Here is a 22,802-nt window from a genome sequence, read left to right as displayed (position 1 = left end):
TTTCCAAAAGTGACCCGCCGTAAGGGCGGAACCAATAGCCGCCGTTACCGCAGCAACGGATATGTACTCAATCTACCTAAGACCAAACGCAACACAAAGAGCTGCATAGATACCTCCAACCCTACGGGTTCTTCACACTCACCAAGCTCATCAACCCCGCCAGCGGAAAATCCCCTTCAAGCTCCGCCAGGCTGGCGGTATAAATAGGTTGCGGCTGCCGCAGATGGCCATGCTGCAAAAAGCTGATCAGGCTGCCAACCAAGGGTTGGTGGCTGACCAGCAGCACATTGTCATCAGTGTCGAGTTTTTCCAGCACCTGCACCGGGTTGCTGTCCGGCGTCAGCCACGCCACGGTGCGAATGTCCGGCTCAAAACCCAACACATCACGCACCAGGTGCGCAGTTTGCTGCGCACGCACATACGGGCTGGCGAAGATGGCACTGATCGGCAACCCGATCAACTGCGCGGCACTGCGCAACACTTCGCTGCGGCCATGCTCAGTGAGGTTGCGCTCGGCGTCGGTGCGCGCATGCCCTTCGGCTTCACCGTGACGCAAAACCCACAGCTTCACAGTTTCGGCTCTTCATCACGCACCGGGTGCGGCGCCGGCGGCACGCTGTGGGCAGCCTCACCTTCGGGTGCGTGCGGCGTCGGCCAATCGGCGAACGGCCAAGGTTTTTGCTCGGTGTGGAAGCTACCGAAACGGCCGATCTGCGCAAGAAACTGGCTGAGACTGTCACCAAAGTTCATCAGGCCCAGGTTCGGCGCGCCGTAGATCAGGCGATACACCAACTGCACCACCACCAGCGCGCCAAGCAGGAACTGCGCGACTTGCCACACCAGGGCAAACACCAGCATCCACAGGACACGCAGGAGAATGGACTCGTATTTAGGGGCCGCTTTCGGATCGTTCATGGCGCGTTCCTCAGTTGAAACCACTGGTGGAAATAAAGTCGACATCGGTTTTCGGTTCGGCGCGCATCAGCAACTCGATGACCTGATTCAAGGTGCGCCCTTCAAACAGAATCGCATGCAGCCCGGCGACCAGCGGCATGTACACACCGACTTCCTGGGCCTTGGCCTTCAACACTTTAAGGGTGTTGACGCCCTCGGCAACTTCGCCCAGGCGCGTCACCGCGTCTTCCAGGCTCAGGCCCTGGCCCAGGGCGAAACCCACCTGATAGTTGCGGCTTTTGGGCGACGAGCAGGTCACGATCAAGTCGCCAACGCCCGCCAGCCCCAGAAAAGTCATCGGGTTAGCGCCCTGGTTCACCGCAAAGCGGGTCATCTCCGCCAAGGCGCGGGTGATCAGCATGCTCTTGGTGTTTTCACCCATGCCCAAGGCCACGGCCATGCCGGCGATGATCGCGTAGACGTTTTTCAACGCCCCGCCCAGTTCGACGCCAAAGCGATCGCTGCTGGCGTAGACGCGGAAGGTGCGGCCATGCAGCACCGCCTGGACGCGCTCACACAATTCTTCATCTTCACTGGCGACCACGGTAGCCGTCAGCGCGTGCTCGGCGACTTCTCGCGCCAGGTTCGGCCCGGACAGCACGCCAATGCGCGCCTGGGGGGCGATCTCTTCGAGGATTTCGCTCATCAGCTTAAAGGTGTGCGCCTCGATGCCTTTGGTCAGGCTGACCAGCAGCTTGCCCGCCAGGCGTTCGGCATGGGGTGCCAGCACCGAACGCAAGGCGCTGGAAGGCAGCGCGACGAAGCACAGGTCACACTCATTGAGCGTAGCCAGCAAGTCTGTGACCGGTTCCACAGCCGCATGGATCTTGATGCCTTTAAGGTAACGGGGGTTTTCACGGTGAACGCGGATGGCCTCGGCCTGCTCGGGATCGCGCATCCATTGGCGCACCGCGTGGCCGTTTTCGGCCAGCAGGTTTGCCACGGCGGTACCAAAACTTCCGCCTCCCAGGACCGCAATAGGGCGCTGTTCAGTCATATGCAATCCGTTAATCCATACCAGTGGCGATGCCGGCATTATACGGGGCGACCCGCTTGCGGCCAGCCCCCATGACAATTCACACGCTTGTCGGAAAATGCCAGGTTTGTGTGAAGTAATTGCAAGGGCGACGACTGGCAAATGGCCCCACCTCAGTTAACATGGGCGGCTATCCGCAATTATCAAGGCTGTACCGTGTATCTGGGCCCTCCTCCTCGCTCATCTGTGTTGTTGATGCTGCTTTGCAGCGCGTCTGCATTGGCCGATGACCTGTTCCTCGACAGCCAGCCGCTGCCCCAGGTACTGACGGCCACACGCCTCAAGCAATCGGCGGCCGCCGTGCCCGGCAGCATGACCGTGATCGACAGCGAGCTGATCAAGGCCAGCGGCGCGCGAGACATCGCCGAGTTGCTGCGGCTGGTGCCGGGGATGATGGTCGGCTACACCACCGGCAACCAGGCTGCGGTGAACTACCACGGCACCAGTGCCAGCGATGCGCGGCGCATGCAGGTGTTGATCGACGGGCGCTCGGTGTATCGCGCAGGCCTGGCCACGGTGGACTGGAGTGATATCCCAGTGGCCATGGAAGACATCGAACGTATCGAGGTGTTTCGCGGCCCCAACACCGTCAGCTATGGCGCCAATGCGTTGATGGCGGTGGTCAATATCCTCACACGCTCACCGTCCAACAGCCACGGCTCGCGGGTCAAAGTGGTGCGTGGCGAACGCGGCATCAACGATTTCTACGCCAGCCAGGGCATGGGCTGGGAAACCGGTGACTTGCGCCTGTCGATGTCCGGGCAACAGGACGATGGTTTTGACAGCGATAAGGTCGGTGCCGACCGCCGGGACGGCCGCCGCCTCAGCCGTTTCAGCTTGGCCGTGAGCCAGACCCTGAACGCGCAGCAGAGCATCGATGTGCAACTCGACGCCAAAGAAGGCAGCAATCAGCGCCCTTATACCTACACCCCGGTATTCGCCGGGATTACCGAAGGTGGCACCAATTCCGACGTGACGGCCAAGGACTATGCCGGCTCCGTGCGCTGGAACGTCGAGTTCAACCCCGAACACAGCCTGTATATCCAGGGCTCGGCCCAGCAATGGGACCGCCAACAGATCTGGAAAGCCTGTGACGCCAAGGTGTCGTTCAGCCCGGAACTGACCCAGCTGTGGCAGCTCAACCCCAACTATGCCGAGCAGTTGGCCCGGCATATGAACACCTACACGCCCGGCAATCCGCCGCCAGGCAGTAGCGCCGAGCGGGCGCTGGCCGAGCAAGTGCTGCAGCAATGGGGTGGCGACGGCAAAAACCCTGTCTGCGGCAACATCGACCAAAGCACCCGCGAAAGCCGCTACGACCTCGAGATCCAAGACACCCTGAGCCTGTCCGACAGCCTGCGCCTGGTCAGCGGCATGAATTACCGTTACGACCGCGCCGACTCCGACACCTACTTCAACGGCACCCTCGACGACACCACCTGGCGCCTGTTCGGCCACCTGGAATGGCGCGCCAGCGAACACTGGCTGCTGCAAGGCGGCGCGATGTACGAAGACACCCACTTGAGCGGCAACTCGCTGACGCCGCGGGTGGCGGTCAATTACCTGATCAACCCGCGCCACGGCCTGCGCGCGGTGTATTCCGAGGCGATTCGCTCGCCGGACATGTTCGAGAACAACGTCAACTGGAGCTATCGCGTCACCAATCTCAGCTCGCCGACCTACGGACAAAACTCCGGGCAATATTTTGTGGTAACACGCGGGCCCGGGAACCTCGATAAAGAGTTGATGCGTTCGCGCGAGCTGGGCTACAACGGCTTCTTTGCCGACCTTGGGCTGAATGTCGACGTGAAACTGTTCTACGACGAAATCACCGACATGATCAGCTCGCCGCTGCGCAACAACCAATACATTGCCAGCAATGCCAACAGCTCGCGGTTTACCGGCGCCGAATCACAGTTCGACTGGCGTATGAGCAACGCCGACCGCCTGCGGCTGACCTATGCTTACGTCGACGCCACCGCCAGTAACCCCAAGGACAAAGCGCAAACTGCACGCAACAGCGGCTCGGCCGGCTGGTTGCGCGAATGGGGCCACGGCTGGTCGAGCGCGCTGTTCTACTATGGCGACGACGCACTCAACCACTATCGCTTCGAACGGGTCGACCTGCGGGTGGCCAAGCGCATTGCCCTGGGCAAAGCCAACGTGGAGCTGGCCGGTATGTTGCAACAACGCCTGGATAACCAGCCGACCACTTGGGCCGACAACAACTACGACAGTCGCCACGTCCTCTACTTCAGCGCGGAGTTAGAGTTCTGACATGGGCGATCAGTCACGGATGACCCTCCTTTATGTTGCACGGCTGTGGCGGCGCGGCGTGCTGTTGGCGTGCCTGCTGCTGACTGCGCCGGCCTGGAGCGCCGACATTCTGCTGACCGCCGCCGAAGACGGTGCCGGTATGCAAGCCTTTACCCAGGCCCTTGCCCAGCAGCGCCCCGAAGACCATGTGACCTTCACCCCGCTCAAAGACCTGCCGCCCCCCAGTGAGTTGCCTGCCAACACCCGTCTGATCCTGCTCGACCTGCCGGGTCTCGATTGGCGCCTGCAGGATGCCCAGGGCCCGCCGACCTTGGTGCTGCGCATCAGCCGCCTGCAAGCCCGGCAGCGCCTGGGCAACACTCACCCAGCAAAAATCAGCCTGTTGTGGAGCGATCCCCCTCTTGAGCGTCAACTGAAACTGATCGCCGATATCCTGCCCCAGGCCCAACGCATCGGCGTGCTCTACGGCGTCGACAGTGAGTTCCTGCTGCAGGAGTTGCGCCAGTACGCAGCGCCTATGGGGCTGGAGATTGTGCCGCAGCGCTGGGACAACATTAATGACAGCCGCCCGCTGCAAAACCTGCTCAAGAGCAGTGACGTGCTGCTCGGCCTCGATGACCCGCGGCTCTACAACCCGAAAACCGTGAAGAACCTGTTGCTCAGCAGTTACGCCCAACAACTGCCGCTGGTGGGGCCCAACGCCGGGTTCGTCAAGGCCGGCAGCCTGGCCAGCACTTACAGCGACCAGGCCGACTGGCTCAATGTACTCGGCCGACTGTTAGACCATCCGCCGGCCAGTTGGCCGCGCACGTTGTACCCGGAACACTTCAAAGTCGTGGGCAACCCGCAAGTCGCACGCTCACTGGGGATCGAACAGGTTGACGAAGTCGCCGTCGCCGCCCGATTGGCCGAAGGAGAAAAACGTCCATGACCTTGCGTCGTCGTTGGGACATCAACACCCGCACCCAGCTCATCACCCTGGGCCCGGCGCTGTTGCTGACCTTGCTGTTGATCAGCTTTTTCACCTTCGTGCGAATCCAGGACCTGCGCCAGGAACTGGACCACACCGGCCAACTGATCGCCAACCAATTGGCCCCCGCCACCGAGTACGGCGTGATTTCCGGCAACAACGACGTGCTCGAGAGCCTGCTGCGCGCAACATTGGCCACGCCCCATGTGCGCTTTCTGGAGATTCAGGACAGCACCGAGCAAGTCCTGGTGTACGTCGAACAGCCGTCGGAAAATCACGACCGCTCACTGTCGATGAAAGTCTACCAAGCCCCCATTCGCTTGCAGCATATCCAACTGGGTAACGACTTTTTCCAGGACAACCTCAACGAACCCAAGGCGCCGCACGCGGATTACCTGGGCCGGGTGATTGTCGGCATGTCCAATGACGCGTTCAGTCAGCGCCAACAGGAGATCCTGTTCAAGGCCGGCATCCTCGCCTTGTTCGCCCTGCTATTTACCTTCCTGCTCGCACGGCGCCTGGCCGCCAGCCTGTCGCAGCCGATCAGCGCCATGGGCCATGCGGTGAAGGCCATCCAGCAAGGTGATTACAAAACGCCATTGCCGATTGTCGACGACTCGGAACTGGGTGACCTGTCGCGGCATATCAATAACCTCGCCGAGGGCCTCAACCAGGCCAGCCGTGAACAGCACCAGGCCATGGCCCAGTTGATCCAGACGCGCGAGGAAGCCGAACGGGCGAACAATGCCAAGTCGGACTTCCTGGCGATGATGAGCCACGAGTTGCGCACACCCATGAACGGCGTGCTGGGCATGTTGCAACTGCTGGAAACCACCGAGATGACCGAGGAGCAGACCGAGTACGCGGCGCTGGCCAGCGAGTCCACCGAGCATTTGCTCAAGGTGATCAACGACATCCTCGATTTCTCACGCATCGAACGCGCCGCACTGGAGCTGGAACATATCCCGTTCAACCTCGCGGACCTGATCAGCAGTTGCGCCCAGGCCTTCCAGCACAACGCCCAGCAACGCGGGCTGGCGCTGGAGCTGCCGATTCCGCAGGGCATGGACGCCCTGCGCGTACAGGGCGACCCCACGCGTATCCGGCAGATCCTGGTGAACCTGATCGGCAACGCGCTGAAGTTCACCGAACACGGCACGGTGACTGTCGAGCCTCACTGGCAAACCCTCGACCACGAGTTGGTGTGGTTCACCTGCACCGTGCGCGACAGCGGCATCGGGATTTCCGCCGAGCGCTTGGAACTGATGTTCGACGCGTTCCAGCAGGCCGACAGTTCCATTTCAAGACGTTACGGCGGCACCGGGCTGGGCTTGCCGATCGCACGCACCCTGGCCGAACGCATGGGCGGCACGCTGCGCGCCCAAAGTGAGGAAGGCCGAGGCTCGGTGTTTACCCTGGAAATTCCACTGGCCATCGATCAGCAAAGCCTGCCGACGATTACCCCGCACGCCGAAGGCAAGAGCAGCGCCGGCGATGGCCGCCACGTGCTGCAGGTAGAAGACAACCCGGTCAACCGCACCGTGGTCGAAGCCATGTTGCGCAGCCTGGGCTTTGAAGTGAGCCTGGCCACCGACGGCGCCGAGGCCATCCGCAGTGCCGAGAGCCTGATTTTTACCGCGATCCTGATGGATTGCCGCCTGCCGTTAATCGACGGCTACGAGGCCACAAGGCAAATTCGCCAACTGCCCGGCTGCGCCGATCTGCCTATTATTGCCTTGACCGCCAATGCGTTGCAGGGCGATCGCGAAGCCTGCATGGCAGCCGGAATGAACGATTACCTGGCCAAGCCGTTCAAACGCACGGATTTGCAGCAAATCCTGCAACGCTGGGTGCAATAGCGCTGGGCCATCAACCAACTGCGACTGGCGTGAAAGACGAAAGTGCGGCAGTCTTAGGCACCCGAACGGGCCCATAAACAGGCCCGGTTTAAAATTTCAGTGAACAAGTGTACATTCAGTACCTTATCGCTGTGACTTTCACTACAACGCAATAGTCTATGTGTAGGCTGCCGACATGAGGCATGAACGCTTCATTCGGTTCGGGAAGATTTGCCCTACCCTGCCGCATGGGATTATTGAGGAGCTCGCATGACCAAACAAAACGCCTTTACTCGGGAAGACCTGCTGCGCTGCAGTCGCGGTGAGCTGTTCGGCCCAGGTAACGCGCAACTGCCCGCCCCTAACATGCTGATGGTGGATCGCATCACCCATATCAGCGAAGAAGGTGGCAAGTACGGCAAAGGTGAATTGGTCGCCGAGCTGGATATCACCCCTGACCTGTGGTTCTTCGCCTGCCATTTCGAAGGCGACCCTGTCATGCCGGGCTGCCTGGGCCTTGACGCCATGTGGCAACTGGTTGGCTTCTACCTGGGCTGGCAAGGTCTGCCAGGCCGCGGTCGCGCCCTGGGTTCAGGCGAAGTGAAGTTCTTTGGCCAGGTCTTGCCAACCGCCAAGAAAGTCACTTACAACATTCAAATCAAGCGCGTCCTCAAGGGCAAGCTGAACCTCGCTATCGCCGACGGTTCGGTGACTGTCGACGGTCGCGAGATCTATACTGCCGAAGGCCTTCGGGTCGGCGTATTCACTTCCACTGACAACTTTTAAGGGTTATCCGCATGCGCCGCGTCGTTATCACTGGTCTGGGCATTGTTTCTTGCCTGGGCAATGACAAAGAGACCGTCACCGCTAACCTGCGTGCAAGTCGCCCTGGCATCCGCTTCAACCCGGAATATGCCGAAATGGGTCTGCGTAGCCAGGTTTCCGGCTCCATCGACCTGCCCCTCGAAGAACTGATCGATCGCAAGATCTATCGCTTCGTCGGCCACGCTGCCGCCTACGCCTACCTGGCCATGAAAGACGCCATCGCCGACTCCGGCCTGAGCGAAGACCAGGTTTCGAACGTACGCACCGGCCTGATCGCCGGCTCCGGCGGCGCATCGACCCTCAACCAGATGGAAGCGCTGGACATCCTGCGCGAAAAAGGCGTGAAGCGCGTTGGCCCGTACCGTGTCACACGGACCATGGGCAGCACCGTTTCGGCCTGCCTGGCCACGCCGTTCCAGATCAAGGGCGTGAACTACTCGATCTCCTCGGCGTGCGCCACCAGTGCTCACTGCATCGGTACTGCCGTTGAGCAGATCCAGTTGGGTAAGCAGGACATCGTGTTTGCCGGCGGCGGTGAAGAAGAGCATTGGAGCCAATCGTTCCTGTTCGACGCCATGGGCGCGCTGTCCACCCAGTACAACGAAACCCCGGAGAAGGCCTCCCGCGCCTACGACGCCAAGCGTGACGGTTTCGTCATCGCCGGCGGTGGCGGCATGGTGGTGGTCGAGGAGCTGGAACACGCTCTGGCCCGTGGTGCGAAGATCTACGCGGAAATCGTCGGTTACGGCGCGACTTCCGACGGCTACGACATGGTTGCGCCAAGCGGCGAAGGCGCCATCCGTTGCATGCAGATGGCGATGTCCACCGTGGATACCCCAATCGACTACCTGAACACCCACGGCACCTCGACTCCGGTCGGCGACGCCAAGGAAATGGAAGGTGTGCGTGCGGTATTCGGCGACAAAGCCCCGGCCATCAGCTCCACCAAGAGCCTGTCCGGTCACTCCCTGGGCGCCGCCGGCGTTCACGAAGCGATCTACTGCCTGCTGATGATGGAAGGCAACTTCATGGCCGGTTCGGCCAATATCGAAGAGATCGACCCGGTCGTTGCCGATATGCCGATCCTGACCAAGACCGTTGAAAACGTCAAAATCGACACCGTGATGAGCAACAGCTTCGGCTTCGGTGGCACTAACGCTACCTTGGTGCTGAAACGCTGGCAGGGCAAGTAAGCCCCGCAAGTTGATCACATGAAAAAGCCCCGACTGGTTCGGGGCTTTTTTATGGGGGGGCGGATTTGACACCGAGTCGCCCTGATCGCAGGCAAGCCAGCTCCCACATTTGACGGTGTTCACAAATCAAACTGTGGGAGCTGGCTTGCCTGCGATGGCGTCAACTCGCTTGCACGCCCTACACCGAAAACCGCGCCACCATGGTATTCAGGTCCACCGCCAACCGCGACAATTCCTGGCTCGCCGCACTGGTCTGGTTCGCCCCGGTCGAGGACTGGTGCGCCAAATCGCGAATATTCATCAAATTGCGATCCACCTCCCGCGCCACCGCCGCCTGCTGTTCCGACGCACTGGCAATCACCAGGTTGCGCTCGTTGATCAGCGCAAACGCCGAGGCAATCTCCTCCAGCGCCGTGCCCGCCGACTTGGCGATATCCAGCGTGGAACGCGCCCGCGTATTGCTCTGCTGCATCGAACTGACGGCTTGATCGGTGCCCTGCTGAATCCCGCTGATCATCTGCTCGATTTCCTGGGTCGACTGCTGCGTGCGATGGGCCAAGGCCCGCACTTCATCCGCCACCACCGCAAACCCACGTCCGGCATCCCCAGCGCGTGCCGCTTCAATCGCCGCATTCAGCGCCAGCAGGTTAGTCTGCTCGGCTATCGAGCGAATCACATCCAGCACTTTGCTGATGCCATACACCTTCTGCGCCAGCGCCTCGACCTGGGTCGCATTGGCCGTCACATCCGTGGCCAACGCCTCAATCGACGCCACCGTCTGGTGCACTTGCTCACGCCCACGCTGGGCAATGCGGTCAGATTCGCGGGACGCCTGTGACGTTGCCACCGCATTACTCGCCACCTCTTCCACCGCCGCCGTCATCTGGTTAACCGCCGTGGCCGCCTGCTCGATTTCCTGATTCTGCTGGTGCAGGCCACGGGTAGCGTCCTCAGTCACGCAACTGAGTTCTTCGGACGCCGAGGCCAATTGGTTCGAGGATTCGGCAATGCGCCGGATGGTGTCACGCAGGTTCTCCTGCATGCCTTTGAGCGCCTGTTGCAAACGCGCCGGCTCATCGTTGCCGGTCACACTGATCTCACCGGTCAGGTCGCCACCGGCCACGCCCTGGGCAACTTTCAGCGACTGCGCCAGCGGCAGTACGATGCTGCGGGTCAGCCACACCGCCAACCCGACGGTGATCAACGCAGTCAGTACGATCATGACGATCACCCACGTACGCGACTGAGTAAACACACTTTGCGCCAGGCTGGCGGCCTGATTGGCACTGGCCTTGTTCAAGGCGACCAGGTCATGCAGCGTCCTGGACATCGCATCGGCGAGTTGATTCATCTCGCCGTTGACGATCTTGATTGCATCCTCCAACTGATTAGCCTTGGAGAACCCCATGACCAGGTCCTGACGCTGCAGGTATTGCTGCTCTTCGGCCTTGAAGCGATCAAACAGCGTGCGCTCTTCGGGCAGCACGATCAGCCCTTCATAGAGCGTCTTCGCGTGATGCAGGCCATTCTTGAGGTCGGTGAGTTTCTGCTCGTTCTGCGCGAGCGCCTGCGAGTCACGGTTGACCAGCAAACGCAGGGTCAGCGCGCGAATCCGCAGCAGGTCCTGGTTCATCTCCCCCACCGCCATCACGCTGGGCAGCCAGTTATTTTCTACCTGATCCGACTGATGGCGCATATTAGCCATTTGCAACAGGGCGAAGCCGCCCAAGGCGAACACCATCAACGCCAGCACGCCAAAGCCCAAGCCGGCACGGGGGGCGATATTCAGACTGCGGATACTACTCATTGCCGGGATTCCTTCCAAATGCGCTGCATCCACCTGCAGCGGGGCATCCTGAAAGGTATCGGCCCCTGCTCACATTTGCGTAAGACGAAAAGGCGATATCAATGTGCCTGCTCATCGCGAGTGGATTTCGGCAGAGTCGCCAGGAAGTTATCGCGTGCCACCTTGCGGGCTATCGCTTCGGGCAGTGCATCGAGAAACGGATCAAAGCGATGCATTTCCTTACCGAGCTTGTTGAAGCGCCCTACAACGTCCGAACCCACCATAAAGCGCTCCGGGAAACGCTCTACCAGCTTTAACCACTCAGGCCTTGGCTTACCCGCGTCATCGAGCAAGTACGGCGTGAGCATGCTCCAGGACAGGTCGATGTACAGGTTGGGATACGCCTCCAACAGGCGGCTCAAGGTCGGCAGTAGAAAGTCCATCTGCACCTGATGGCGGTGGATCTCCTTGCTGGTACCGGCGTGGGCCCAGATAAAGCGGGTGTGCGGGTGGTTGCGCAGCGATTCTTCCACCTCCGGCAGGTACAGCGGGTTGCGCTCGCGTTTGGAGGTGATATTGGAATGCAGCAGCACCGGCAGGTCGTTTTCGGCGGCAAGGTGATAGATGCGCTTCATGGCTTCGTTGTTGGCACGTGGGGTGTCGCCGGCGGTCAAGGCCGTGAGGTCGTCATGGCGCGTGAACACTTCGCCGATGCCCTGCCACAACCCAGGATTGAGATCGAGCATGCGCTGGATATGCGCGGCAGAGTTCTTGTCGTTAGGGTTGAAACCGGACAGAAACGGATGGAAATGCTGACGCTGCTCAGGTGTGAGCTTATTCAGCGCAGCCGCGACGATCACATCGGTGGCGCTGTACCAATAGGCGTCAGCATCGTCACCGGCGTAGTAACGCGGGCGCTTGGGTTCGTCTTCGTGCCATTTTTTGGCCACGGGAATGCCGGAAATCATCATGTGTTCGATGCGAGCGTCGGCCATGGCCTTGAGCAACTTATCCATGCCCGCCGTTTCCTGAAAGAAATCCACGTAATGCAGGTGCGCGTCGCTGTAGGCATAGTCGCGGGCTTGCGCAGCAAGGCTACTGGCGGCGAGTAACAGGGCCAGACTCAGGCGATTCCAGGGCACGGTAAACCTCGATATAGGCTAATACGGGTAGACCTTGCGGCATGTGCCGGGGTTCATCAGCCAAAAAAACGCGGAACACCTAAGTGCCAGCATGCTCTATAACTGCATGACCTTCATCCCGCCAACCTGTGAGGTTCACCATGCCTGTTACCGTCAACACCCTGAACCACGATAACTTTCGCCACAGCGTGAATATCAACAACCACGAACTGTTCACTGACCTGCCCAAGAGCCTGGGCGGCGACGACTCGGCGCCCTCCCCGCACGACTATTTCGATGCCGCCCTGGCATCGTGCAAAGCCTTGACCGTCAAGCTCTACGCCCAGAAAAAAAGCATCCCGCTGACCGGCGTGACCGTGGAAGTCACCCACGACAGTACCGAGGAGCAAAAAGGCAAGTACAAGCTCAGCGTCAAGCTGACCCTCAAAGGCGTGCTCACTGACGAGCAGCGCGACGAGCTGCACCGCGTGGCAGATCGCTGCCCGGTGCACAAGCTGATGACCACGGCTGAGGTCACTATCGAGACGAAATTATCGGAAGGCGCCTTCAGCCAATAGCGCCAACGCCCTGTCGAGCGGGTTATGCTCACTGCCATCTAACCCGCTCAGACAGGGACGCACCATGACCACCCTCACCGTGATTCGCCCACGCGCCGAAGAGGTTGAAGGCCAGCCGATCCTGCGCCCGCTGCCCTCGCGCGAATGCCGCAGCGTCGGGCCTTTTGTGTTTTTCGACCATCTGTTGCTCACCCGCTATACAGCCGGCACCGGCATGAACATCCGCCAGCATCCGCATATCGGGCTGTCCACGCTGACCTATCTGTTTGAGGGCGCACTGCAACACAAGGACAGCCTCGGCTCGGACCAGGTGGTGCACGCCGGTGACGTCAGCTGGATGACCGCCGGCAGTGCCATCGCCCACGTCGAACGAACGCCCGAGGCGCTCAAGGCCGCAGGTTTCAGCCTGCATGGCCTGCAAGTATGGCTGGCCTCGCCTAAGGATCACGAGACCGGGCCAGGGCATTACAGCCATCACTCGGCAGCGAGTTTGCCGGTCAGCGACAATTTGGGCGTGCAGATCCGCCTGATCGCAGGCTCTGGTTTCTGCCTCAAATCGCCGGTGCCAGTGCTGTCGCCAACACTGTATGCCGAAGTGCGGATGCAGACGGCCACGACCCTGCTGATCCCGGATGAGCACGAGGAACGCGCGGTGTATGTGCTGGAGGGTGAAGCGCAGTTGGATGGCGAGGCGTTGGAGGTGCATAGCCTGGCGGTATTGCCTGCGGGGCAGGAAATGACGCTGTTTGCTGAAAGCGATTGCCATCTGGTGGTGTTTGGCGGCGCGCCGCTGGATGGGCCACGGCGGATCAATTGGAACTTCGTGGCGAGCGACCCGGCCATGATCGAACAAGCGCGGCAGCGTTGGGCGGCTGGGGATTGGCCGACGGTGCCGGGCGAAACTGAAAGGATTGAGTTGCCTGTGAAATAGCTTTGGATGATCGTTCCCACGCTCTGCGTGGGAACGCAGCCCGTGACGCTCCGCGTCACAAAGAGCAGACGCAGAGCGTCTAGCCAGGCATTCCCACGCGGAGCGTGGGAACGATCACATGGTCAGCCCTTGAACACTTCATCCAGCAAGTTATGCATCGACTGGAACGCCCGCGCAGCGGTCTTCGCGTCGTACATCATCTTGCCCGGCACATTGGCGTGCGGGTCGGTGAAGGAATGCACCGCACCGCCGTAGCTCAGCAACTGCCAATCCACACCGGCTGCGTTCATTTCATCTTCAAACGCCGGCAGCTGTTCTTTGGGCACCAATGGGTCGGACGCGCCGTGCAGCACCAACACCGAGCCCTTGACGTTCTTCGCGCCAACCGGGTTCTGCGTGTCGATAGTGCCGTGGAACGATACGGCAGCCTTCAAGGGCGCGCCGGTACGCGCAAGCTCCAGCGAGCAGAAACCGCCAAAGCAGAAGCCGAAGGTCGCCAGCTTGGAGGCCTCAACGGCCGCTTCGGTTTGGCTTTGCAGTTGCTCAAACGCTGCCTGCATACGCTTGATCAGTACCGGGTTGTCATTCTTCAACGGCATCATCGCCGCGCCCGCTTCATCGCCATTTGAGGGGCGTACGGTTTGCCCGTACAGGTCGGCGATCAGCACCACGTAGCCCTTGGCGGCAACGCTTTTGGCGATGTCTTCGGCACCCGCACTCACACCCATCCAGTTCGGCGCCATCAGCAGGCCCGGCAGCGGGCCTTTGTGGCTGGCATCGAAGGCCAGGCGACTTTCATAAGACTGGCCATCAATCTGATAGACCACGGAACGTACTGTGACTTGGCTCATCATTTACTCCAGTTGGGATGCGTTAAACAAAAAAAACCCGCCGAAGCGGGTTTTTCTACAACGGTGTTAAACCGACAGTTCAACCAACAGCTTGTTCAGTCGGCGCACGTAAGCGGCCGGGTCTTTCAGGCTGTCCCCAGCGGCCAGGGCCGCCTGATCGAAGAGGATGTGCGACAGGTCGCCAAAACGCTCTTCGCTTTGCTCGCCGTCAAGTTTCTCGATCAGCGGGTGAGCCGGGTTGAATTCGAAGATCGGCTTGGAATCCGGAACCTTCTGACCGCTGGCTTCGAGGATCTGACGCATCTGCATGCCCAGGTCCTGCTCGCCGATGGCCAGAATCGCAGGGGAGTCGGTCAGACGGTGCGAAACCCGCACTTCGCTGACCGCATCGCCCAAGGCTGTCTTGATCCGCTCAACCAGACCTTCTTTGGCCTTGGCGACTTCTTCGGCTTCTTTCTTCTCTTCTTCGGAGTCCAGGTTACCCAGGTCCAGGTCACCACGGGCCACGTCGACGAAGGTCTTGCCGTCGAACTCGCTGAGGTAGCTCATCAGCCACTCATCGATACGGTCGGTCAGCAGCAGCACTTCGATGCCTTTCTTGCGGAAGACTTCCAGGTGCGGGCTGTCTTTGACGGCTTCGTATTTCTCGCCGGTCAGGTAGTAGATCTTGTCCTGACCTTCCTTAGCGCGGGCCAGGTACTCGGCCAGGGAGACGATTTGCTCCGCATCGCTGCCTTGAGTCGAGGCAAACCGCAGCAAGCCGGCGATTTTTTCCTTGTTGGCAAAGTCTTCCGCCGGGCCTTCTTTCATGACCTGACCGAAGTTTTTCCAGAAACCCTTGTATTGCTCAGGCTCGTTCTTCGCCAGTTTTTCCAGCATGTCGAGCACGCGCTTGGTCAGCGCCGACTTCATGGAGTCGATGATCGGGTCTTTCTGCAGGATTTCCCGCGACACGTTCAGCGACAAGTCGTTGGAGTCGACCACGCCTTTGATGAAGCGCAGGTACAGCGGCAGGAAGGACTCCGCCTGATCCATCACGAACACACGCTGCACGTACAGCTTCAGGCCTTTAGGCGCTTCACGCTGGTACAGGTCGAACGGAGCACGCGCCGGTACGTAGAGCAGCGAGCTGTATTCCAGCTTGCCTTCGACCTTGTTGTGGCTCCAGCTCAGCGGGTTTTCGTAATCGTGAGCGATGTGCTTGTAGAACTCCTGGTATTCCTCATCCTTCACCTCGGTGCGAGGGCGCGTCCACAGGGCGCTGGCGCGGTTGACCACTTCCCATTCCAGGGCAGGCTGCTCTTCGCCTTCAGGGGCTGCTTGTTCTTTCGGCAGCTCGATCGGCAGTGCAATGTGGTCGGAGTACTTCTTGATGATGTTGCGCAGACGCCAGCCATCGGCGAATTCATCTTCAGCGGATTTGAGGTGCAGCACGATGCGGGTGCCACGGTCAGCCTTATCGATGGTGGCGATTTCGAACTCGCCTTCACCTTTGGACGACCAGTGCACGCCTTCGCTGGCGTCGAGGCCGGCGCGACGGCTGAATACTTCTACCTTGTCGGCGACGATGAAGGCCGAGTAGAAGCCCACACCGAATTGACCGATCAGGTGCGAATCTTTCTTCTGGTCGCCCGACAGGTTCTTCATGAAATCGGCGGTGCCGGATTTGGCGATGGTACCCAGGTGGGTGATCGCGTCTTCACGGCTCATGCCGATGCCGTTATCTTCGAGGGTGACGGTTTTGGCGTCTTTATCGAAGCTCACACGGATTTTCAGCTCGGCGCCACCTTCCAGCAACTCAGGCTTGGAGAGGGCTTCGAAACGTAATTTATCGACAGCGTCAGAGGCGTTCGAGATCAATTCGCGAAGGAAGATTTCCTTGTTGGAATACAGCGAATGGATCATGAGGTGCAGCAGTTGCTTCACCTCGGTCTGGAAGCCCAGGGTTTCCTTTTGAGTTTCCACACTCATGGTCATCAAACTCCAATTGGATGGCAGTGGCCGCGCCCTTGAGGGTTGGCGGCGGGTTGTCATCAAAGTTGGGGGCTAAGACCAGGATTTCAAGGGCGCGCCGATTCCTCAATTTTGAAATGTGCACGGGCGGTGGCAATCGGTTCGGCCGGGGTGCTTTGCCAGGCGGTGATCGCCACATTGGCAACCCGGCGGCCTTGGCGCCACACCTGGCATTTGGCGTAAGTGTCGCGGAACTGCCCGGCGCGCAGGTAATCCAGGGAAAAGTCGATGATTTTCGGCAGGCCCGGCGCACCGGTAAATACCAGCAAATGTAACGCCGCCGACAGCTCCATGAAGCCGGCAATCACCCCTCCGTGCAGCGCCGGCAATATCGGGTTACCAATGTTGTCCTTGTTGGCCGGCAGGCGGAACAGCAATTCATCGCCCAAACGCGTGCATTCGATGCCGATCAGCTTGGCGTAGGGCACAAGGTTGAGCAGAGCCTCGTAGTCACCGCGCTCATGGGCTTGTTCGAGACGGGTTTTGAATCGATGTGTCATGCCTGCTCTCCCTTGATCGTGCTGCCCAATCCTTGTGCGCCCTTAAGGCGCTTGCCCATGCGCATGAACGTGCCTACCACATGGGCAATGGGCTGTTGCGGGTCATCCTGATAGGCGAAACCACGGGTGAAAATCACGTCGGTGGTGACCCGGTAGCACTGCGCAAAGCCATACACCGGTTTGTGCGGCTCGGCGGGATGCATGTAGTCGATACGCAGGTCCAGGGTCGGGCATACCTCGAACTCGGGCAATACGCACAACGTGGCCATGCCGCAGGCGGTGTCCATCAAAGAGGTCAGCGCGCCACCGTGAATCACGCCGGTTTGCGGGTCGCCGACGATAGAGGGCGCGTAAGGCAGCAGCAGCGTGATGCCCTCCAAGCCTGCGGCATGAACGGTAATGCCCAGCACCTGACAATGGCGCAGAGCCGAAACAAAGCGCGTGGCGCGCTCCTGCAAGGGATTTTCGGTCATGTGTACAGACTCTTATTAGTGTTGACGGGTGGAGTATGGGATGACGGGTGAAAGTTCCTTGAGGGCCGTGTTTTATATATCTTTGAAACAAAAGGAACTAATGCTGGCTGCCCAAGCTCGAAAGGCCAGTAGATATCTTCAATAAGGAGAAACACCCAATGCGCAAGACTTTAGCTATTTCCATGATGCTCGCCGCTGCCCTCGGCCTCGCTGCCTGCGATAAAAAATCCGAAGACAAAGCCCAAGATGCAGCTTCGCATTCTGAGCAAGCTCAGAAAGACATGGCCAAAGCTCAGGATAAAGTGAACGACGCTGCGAAAGAAAACGCCGATGCTGCCAAAGCTCAGGCTGAATCGAACGCTGCCGCCGCGAAAGAAGCAGCACCTGCCACACCAGCAGAACCTGCCAAGCAATAATCGCCTGGCTACTGCTGCAAAAAAGCCCGCTTATATAGCGGGCTTTTCTTTGTCTGCTGTTTTATCCGTGGCAAAAAAGTTGGACTAACCTTGCGGCCCGAGTGAAGACACCGTTTCTTTAGCCACTTCCGATACCGGCATGTCGGTCGGGGTATATACCATCACTTGCAATACGTCGGAATGAAATTCTCGGCGATACAGCACCACCACGACGCCGCTGCTCATCAACATGAACAACCACGGGCTGACAAACCAAGCCAGCATGGTCATGCCGAAGTAATAAGCACGCAGCCCAAAGTTGAATTGGTTGGCCGCCATGGAAATCACCCGCGCCGCCCGCAGGGCAAATGCCTTGCGCTCCTGCTCCGACACATGGCGCTCACCGATCATCGGCGCCGACCCCACCAGCACCGCCGCAAAGTTGTATTGGCGCATGCACCAGCTGAACGTGAAGAAGGCGTAGACGAACACCAGCGCCAGGCACAGCAGTTTGATTTCCGACATGCCCTGAGAGGCTTGCTGCACCATGGGTATGTCCGCCAGCAACGACACCGCCCGCTCGGAAGCGCCCAGTACGGTGAGAATACCGGCGAGGATGATCAGCGTGCTGGAGGCGAAAAACGAGGCGTTGCGCTCCAGGTTGCCGACCACGCTGGCGTCGGCAATACGGTTATCGCGCAGCAGCATGCGGCGCATCCAGTCTTCACGATACAGGTGCAGCACGCTGGCCAGGCACGCGGTGTCACGGGCTTTCCAGGTGGCGTAACGGGTGTAACCGCCCCAGCACAGGACGAACCACAGCGCGGCAAGCAGGTGGATCTGATTGGTTTCGACGAACGACATGCGGGTCCTTAGACACAGTGGATGGGGACGAACGTGGCTCAACATGTGGGGGCTGGCTTGCCTGCGACGGCGTCTGTGCAGTCACTACCGCGCCGTCTGGTCCGCCGCTATCGCAGGCAAGCCTGACCCCACATTGACCGAACTCCAACTTTAGAGGGTTGTAGTCATACACGCATAAAAAAATGCCCCGTATCGATTGATACGGGGCATTTCGGTACAGCCCAGAAGCTACGTTAAGCGATGGCTTCGCTACGCTTGCCGAGCATACGGTCAACCAACACGGCAACGGCCAACGTCATCACCGACGGTACCAGCCACGCCAGGCCTTGCTCGCTCAGCGGCAGGTGCGCCAGTTGGGTCGGCATCCAATCCGCCAGGCCCGCGCCCTTGAGTGCATCGATGCAGCCAAAGATGAACGACACCAGCATCACCGGACCAACGATACGGCCCTGCTCCAGCCAGAAGTCTTTGCAGAAGCTCAGGGCCACCAACACGATGCACGGCGGGTAGATCGCCGTGAGCACCGGGATCGAGAAGGCAATCAGCTTGGTCAGGCCCAGGTTGGACACGAACAACGAGAACAGCGCCAGGATTACGACCAGTGTCTTGTAGGACAGCGGCAGGATTTTGCTGAAGTACTCGGCACAGGCGCAGGTCAGGCCCACGGCGGTTACCAGGCACGCCAGGGAGATCAGCACGGCGAGGAAGCCGCTGCCCAGGGAGCCGAAGGTGTGTTGCACGTAAGCGTGCAGCACGGCGGCGCCGTTACCGGCACCGGCGGCCACGGCATGGCTGCCAGAACCCAGGCGGAACAGGCTGATGTAGACCAGCGCCAGGCCCACGCCGGCAATCAGCCCAGCAATGATCGCGTAACGGGTGATCAGCTGTGGCGATTCAACACCACGGGAACGGATAGCATTGACGATGACGATACCGAACACCAGCGCGCCCAGGGTATCCATGGTCAGGTAGCCATTGATAAAGCCTTGGGAAAACGGTGCGGCGACGTATTCCGGCGTGGCAACGCCGATGTCACCGGCCGGCAGGGCAAACGCGGCGATGCCGAGGATCGCCAGGGCGATGATTTTCAGCGGTGCCAGGAAGCGACCGACAGTGTCCAGCAGGCGGCCCGGGTACAGAGAAACAAAGAACACCACCAGAAAATACACCGAGCTGTAGAGGAACAGCGCCAGCGGGCTTTCGCCGGTCAGCGGCGCCAGGCCCACTTCAAACGAAACGGTCGCGGTACGCGGGGTGGCGAATAGCGGCCCTACCGCCAAGTACGCCGCCGCCGCGAGCAGGCCGCCGGCGATCTTGCCGATCGGGCTGCTCAGCGCGTCCATACCGCCGCCGACCTTGGCCAGGGCGATCACAGTGACCACCGGCAGACCGACCGCGGTGATCAGGAAGCCCAGCGCCGCCATCCAGACATGAGGCCCGGACTGCAAACCAACGATAGGCGGAAAAATGATGTTGCCGGCGCCCACGAACAGGGCAAAAGTCATAAAGCCTAACGCCAGGACATCCTGGCTCTTCAACACTTTCATTTGAGGAAATACCACACTACTGAATCGGAATTTAGAGAGGGATTCCCTATGGATGAGGGAACTGCTGCCGGTCCTTATGGGGACCGACCGGTCTAGCGCGCGGCTTCCTTTTGAGATGCGGGCGCATAAAGAGGCGGCTAGCCTAACGAATTTGGGCGACAAACGCACTGTTGCGGGGCGAACTGTCCGATAAGCGACATCCAAATGTCGCATTTTCATACTTAAATTTGGCAATACAGACCCATGTGGGAGCTGGCTTGCCTGCGATGCGGGCGACTCGGCCCATCAGGCAAACCGCGTCGATGCTATCGCAGGTAAGCCAACTCCCACAGGTGGACGGGGCATCCAATCTGATGAGAATACCCAGAATGCACAAAGGCCACCCGAAGGTGGCCTTTGCTTGGTAAAGCGTCAGCTAAGCGCGAGGCTTACTTGACAGCCCAACCGGTCAGCTCGGACAAAGCCTTGCCGATGTCTGCCAGCGAACGCACGGTTTTAACGCCTGCGTCTTCAAGGGCAGCAAACTTCTCGTCTGCAGTGCCTTTGCCGCCAGAGATGATTGCGCCAGCATGGCCCATGCGCTTGCCCGCAGGGGCAGTCACACCAGCGATGTAGGAAACAACTGGCTTGGTCACGTGGGCCTTGATGTAGGCAGCCGCTTCTTCTTCAGCCGAACCGCCGATCTCACCGATCATTACGATCGCTTCGGTCTTCGGGTCTTCCTGGAACAGCTTCAGGATGTCGATGAAGTTGGAGCCTGGGATCGGGTCACCGCCGATGCCGACGCAAGTCGACTGACCGAAACCGGCGTCAGTAGTTTGCTTAACAGCTTCGTAAGTCAGGGTGCCGGAACGCGAAACGATACCGACTTTACCTGGCAAGTGAATGTGACCTGGCATGATGCCGATCTTGCATTCGCCTGGGGTGATCACGCCTGGGCAGTTAGGGCCGATCAGGGTAACACCCAGCTCGTCGCACTTAACTTTAGCGTCCAGCATGTCCAGGGTAGGAATGCCTTCGGTGATGCAAACGATCAGCTTGATGCCGCCGAATGCTGCTTCCAGGATGGAGTCCTTGCAGAAAGGAGCTGGAACGTAGATCACGCTGGCAGTGGCGCCAGTGGTTTCTACTGCTTCTTTCACGGTGTTGAACACTGGCAGGCCCAGGTGCTCGGTGCCGCCTTTGCCCGGAGTAACGCCACCCACCATCTTGGTGCCGTATTCGATGGCTTGCTGGGTGTGGAAACTACCTTGCGAACCGGTAATACCCTGGCAGATAACTTTGGTGTCTTTATTGATCAGGACGCTCATTATTTGCCCTCCGCAGCTTTGACAACTTGTTGAGCAGCGTCGGTCAGGCTGGTAGCCGCGATGATGTTCAAACCGCTTTCTGCCAGTACTTTAGCGCCCAGTTCAGCGTTGTTACCTTCAAGGCGAACAACAACCGGGATTTTAACGCCGACTTCTTTCACTGCACCGATGATGCCTTCGGCAATCATGTCGCAACGAACGATGCCGCCGAAGATGTTAACCAATACTGCAGCGACGTTGGAGTCGGACAGGATGATTTTGAAGGCTTCGGTTACGCGTTCTTTGGTAGCACCACCGCCCACGTCGAGGAAGTTGGCTGGTTTGCCGCCATGCAGGTTGACGATGTCCATGGTACCCATGGCCAGGCCAGCACCGTTGACCATGCAACCGATGTTACCTTCCAGGGCTACGTAGTTCAGCTCGAACTTGGCAGCGTGCGCTTCGCGCGGATCGTCTTGCGACGGATCGTGGAAAGTCTTCAGCTTAGGCTGACGGTACATGGCGTTGGCGTCGATGTTGATCTTGGCATCGAGGCAATGCAGATCGCCGTCAGCCTTGATCACCAGCGGGTTCACTTCCAGCAGGGCCAGATCGTGATCCTTGAACAGTTTGGCCAGACCTACGAAGATCTTGGCGAACTGGGTAACTTGCTTGCCTTCCAGGCCCAGCTGGAAAGCCAGCTCGCGACCCTGGAATGGCTGAGCGCCAACCAGTGGATCGATGGTGGCTTTCAGAATTTTTTCTGGGGTTTCGTGAGCGATCTTCTCGATGTCCACGCCACCTTCGGTGGAAGCCATGAACACGATGCGACGGCTCGAACGGTCAACGACAGCGCCCAGGTACAGCTCTTTAGCGATATCAGTGCACGATTCAACCAGGATCTTGGTGACTGGTTGGCCATTGGCATCAGTCTGGTAAGTCACCAGACGCTTGCCCAGCCACTGCTGTGCGAAGGCCTTGGCGTCTTCTTTGCTGCGAACCAGCTTAACGCCGCCCGCTTTACCGCGACCACCAGCGTGGACCTGGGCTTTGACAACCCACTCGGTACCACCGATTTTGTCGCAAGCTTCTGCTGCTGCTTCCGGGGTGTCTACTGCGTAACCCTTGGATACTGGCAGGCCGTATTCAGCGAACAGCTGCTTACCCTGATACTCGTGAAGATTCATGCTTTTTACCGTCTTCGTTAGGTACTGCGCATTCGGCGCTGCGCTCATTATGAGTGCCGCGCCACCTGTGACTGCTGCTTGCACAACTTCCAGGGCTTAACGCCCGTAAAGCTGCGCAAGACTGCGTCCAGCGGACATTCCGCGGTGAGTCTTGCGCGCAAGGCTCACGACGGG

The 22,802-nt window shown here is 59.6% G+C and carries 21 protein-coding genes and 1 pseudogene; 8 read left to right on the top strand and 14 right to left on the bottom strand.

The window, feature by feature from the left end; all coding sequences use genetic code 11:
• Window positions 1–121 precede the first annotated feature (121 nt).
• Genes sixA through ACI77I_RS20155 form a run of 3 tightly spaced genes read right to left on the bottom strand, consistent with a single transcriptional unit; the run spans window position 122 to window position 1,951 of the window.
• Window positions 122–571: a phosphohistidine phosphatase SixA gene (gene sixA / locus ACI77I_RS20165; RefSeq protein WP_406998260.1), complete on the bottom strand. Its 450-nt coding sequence runs from the start codon at window positions 569–571 to the stop codon at window positions 122–124.
• Window positions 568–915: a DUF4389 domain-containing protein gene (locus ACI77I_RS20160; RefSeq protein ID WP_406998259.1), complete on the bottom strand. Its 348-nt coding sequence runs from the start codon at window positions 913–915 to the stop codon at window positions 568–570. The genes sixA and ACI77I_RS20160 overlap by 4 nt, the downstream gene beginning before the upstream one ends.
• Before the next feature lie 10 nt (window positions 916–925).
• A complete protein-coding gene (locus ACI77I_RS20155; protein WP_094950697.1) occupies window positions 926–1,951 on the bottom strand; it encodes an NAD(P)H-dependent glycerol-3-phosphate dehydrogenase in 1,026 nt (341 codons plus the stop codon).
• Between the two features lie 195 nt (window positions 1,952–2,146).
• On the opposite strand from ACI77I_RS20155, the gene ACI77I_RS20150 reads away from it, so the two are divergent.
• The 5 genes from ACI77I_RS20150 (at window position 2,147) to fabB (ending at window position 9,093) form a co-directional block, all read left to right on the top strand.
• Window positions 2,147–4,267: a TonB-dependent receptor domain-containing protein gene (locus ACI77I_RS20150; protein WP_317988385.1), complete on the top strand. Its 2,121-nt coding sequence runs from the start codon at window positions 2,147–2,149 to the stop codon at window positions 4,265–4,267.
• A gap of 1 nt (window position 4,268) precedes the next feature.
• Window positions 4,269–5,198 (top strand): ABC transporter substrate-binding protein, encoded by a 930-nt coding sequence (locus ACI77I_RS20145; protein WP_406998258.1) that lies wholly within the window; start codon window positions 4,269–4,271, stop codon window positions 5,196–5,198.
• Window positions 5,195–7,096, top strand: a complete 1,902-nt coding sequence (locus ACI77I_RS20140) for an ATP-binding protein (protein WP_406998257.1) — start codon at window positions 5,195–5,197, stop codon at window positions 7,094–7,096. The genes ACI77I_RS20145 and ACI77I_RS20140 overlap by 4 nt, the downstream gene beginning before the upstream one ends.
• Window positions 7,097–7,345: 249 nt before the next feature.
• Entirely contained in the window at window positions 7,346–7,861 is a 516-nt protein-coding gene (gene fabA / locus ACI77I_RS20135; RefSeq protein ID WP_003210552.1) for a 3-hydroxyacyl-[acyl-carrier-protein] dehydratase FabA, read from the top strand.
• 11 nt (window positions 7,862–7,872) lie between these two features.
• Window positions 7,873–9,093, top strand: a complete 1,221-nt coding sequence (fabB, locus tag ACI77I_RS20130; protein WP_053255243.1) for a beta-ketoacyl-ACP synthase I — start codon at window positions 7,873–7,875, stop codon at window positions 9,091–9,093.
• A gap of 178 nt (window positions 9,094–9,271) precedes the next feature.
• Here fabB and ACI77I_RS20125 read toward each other — a convergent pair whose 3' ends face one another.
• The 3 genes and pseudogenes from ACI77I_RS20125 to ACI77I_RS20115 all read right to left on the bottom strand — a co-directional run bounded on the left by ACI77I_RS20125 (window position 9,272) and on the right by ACI77I_RS20115 (window position 12,021).
• Window positions 9,272–10,135 carry a methyl-accepting chemotaxis protein gene (locus ACI77I_RS20125; RefSeq protein ID WP_371917677.1) on the bottom strand — a complete coding sequence of 288 codons (864 nt, stop codon included), beginning with the start codon at window positions 10,133–10,135 and terminating at the stop codon, window positions 9,272–9,274.
• Window positions 10,127–10,900, bottom strand: a pseudogene (locus ACI77I_RS20120) (MCP four helix bundle domain-containing protein); the annotation flags it as partial. The gene ACI77I_RS20125 and the pseudogene ACI77I_RS20120, both read right to left, overlap by 9 nt.
• Before the next feature lie 98 nt (window positions 10,901–10,998).
• Window positions 10,999–12,021, bottom strand: coding sequence for an amidohydrolase family protein (locus tag ACI77I_RS20115; RefSeq protein ID WP_406998256.1), 1,023 nt, complete (start codon window positions 12,019–12,021; stop codon window positions 10,999–11,001).
• Window positions 12,022–12,161: 140 nt separating this feature from the next.
• Between ACI77I_RS20115 and ACI77I_RS20110 the strand changes: the two genes are divergently transcribed.
• Both ACI77I_RS20110 and ACI77I_RS20105 read left to right on the top strand, forming a co-directional pair.
• On the top strand, window positions 12,162–12,578 hold the full coding sequence (locus ACI77I_RS20110; protein ID WP_094950703.1) for an OsmC family protein: 417 nt from the start codon (window positions 12,162–12,164) through the stop codon (window positions 12,576–12,578).
• A 64-nt stretch (window positions 12,579–12,642) separates the two neighbouring features.
• Window positions 12,643–13,509 carry a pirin family protein gene (locus ACI77I_RS20105; RefSeq protein ID WP_406998255.1) on the top strand — a complete coding sequence of 289 codons (867 nt, stop codon included), beginning with the start codon at window positions 12,643–12,645 and terminating at the stop codon, window positions 13,507–13,509.
• A 122-nt stretch (window positions 13,510–13,631) separates the two neighbouring features.
• On the opposite strand, the gene ACI77I_RS20100 is transcribed toward ACI77I_RS20105, so the two are convergent.
• The 4 genes from ACI77I_RS20100 to ACI77I_RS20085 all read right to left on the bottom strand — a co-directional run bounded on the left by ACI77I_RS20100 (window position 13,632) and on the right by ACI77I_RS20085 (window position 17,346).
• Window positions 13,632–14,360: a dienelactone hydrolase family protein gene (locus tag ACI77I_RS20100; protein WP_406998254.1), complete on the bottom strand. Its 729-nt coding sequence runs from the start codon at window positions 14,358–14,360 to the stop codon at window positions 13,632–13,634.
• 66 nt (window positions 14,361–14,426) lie between these two features.
• Window positions 14,427–16,331 (bottom strand): molecular chaperone HtpG, encoded by a 1,905-nt coding sequence (gene htpG, locus ACI77I_RS20095; protein ID WP_094950746.1) that lies wholly within the window; start codon window positions 16,329–16,331, stop codon window positions 14,427–14,429.
• An 89-nt stretch (window positions 16,332–16,420) separates the two neighbouring features.
• A complete protein-coding gene (locus ACI77I_RS20090; protein WP_094950706.1) occupies window positions 16,421–16,873 on the bottom strand; it encodes a PaaI family thioesterase in 453 nt (150 codons plus the stop codon).
• Window positions 16,870–17,346: a PaaI family thioesterase gene (locus ACI77I_RS20085; protein WP_094950707.1), complete on the bottom strand. Its 477-nt coding sequence runs from the start codon at window positions 17,344–17,346 to the stop codon at window positions 16,870–16,872. Before ACI77I_RS20085 ends, ACI77I_RS20090 begins: the two co-directional genes overlap by 4 nt.
• A gap of 158 nt (window positions 17,347–17,504) precedes the next feature.
• Here ACI77I_RS20085 and ACI77I_RS20080 point away from each other — a divergent pair, with 158 nt between their 5' ends.
• Window positions 17,505–17,762, top strand: coding sequence for a hypothetical protein (locus ACI77I_RS20080; protein WP_094950708.1), 258 nt, complete (start codon window positions 17,505–17,507; stop codon window positions 17,760–17,762).
• An 84-nt stretch (window positions 17,763–17,846) separates the two neighbouring features.
• Here the strand turns inward: ACI77I_RS20080 and ACI77I_RS20075 are convergent, their stop codons facing one another.
• The 4 genes from ACI77I_RS20075 to sucC all read right to left on the bottom strand — a co-directional run bounded on the left by ACI77I_RS20075 (window position 17,847) and on the right by sucC (window position 22,628).
• Window positions 17,847–18,605: a DUF599 domain-containing protein gene (locus ACI77I_RS20075; protein ID WP_094950709.1), complete on the bottom strand. Its 759-nt coding sequence runs from the start codon at window positions 18,603–18,605 to the stop codon at window positions 17,847–17,849.
• A gap of 233 nt (window positions 18,606–18,838) precedes the next feature.
• The gene (gene brnQ, locus ACI77I_RS20070) at window positions 18,839–20,152 is read right to left on the bottom strand and encodes a branched-chain amino acid transport system II carrier protein (protein ID WP_094950710.1); all 1,314 of its coding nucleotides are present in this window, start codon (window positions 20,150–20,152) and stop codon (window positions 18,839–18,841) included.
• 428 nt (window positions 20,153–20,580) lie between these two features.
• A complete protein-coding gene (gene sucD, locus ACI77I_RS20065) occupies window positions 20,581–21,462 on the bottom strand; it encodes a succinate--CoA ligase subunit alpha (RefSeq protein WP_065872666.1) in 882 nt (293 codons plus the stop codon).
• On the bottom strand, window positions 21,462–22,628 hold the full coding sequence (gene sucC / locus ACI77I_RS20060; protein ID WP_094950711.1) for an ADP-forming succinate--CoA ligase subunit beta: 1,167 nt from the start codon (window positions 22,626–22,628) through the stop codon (window positions 21,462–21,464). The genes sucD and sucC overlap by 1 nt, the downstream gene beginning before the upstream one ends.
• Window positions 22,629–22,802: the final 174 nt, after the last annotated feature.

Origin of the sequence: Pseudomonas sp. D47 (assembly GCF_045447305.1) — a bacterium.
Taxonomy (GTDB): domain Bacteria; phylum Pseudomonadota; class Gammaproteobacteria; order Pseudomonadales; family Pseudomonadaceae; genus Aquipseudomonas.
Note: the sequence above shows the minus strand (reverse complement) of the source record. Positions and strands in the feature narration are given on the sequence as shown.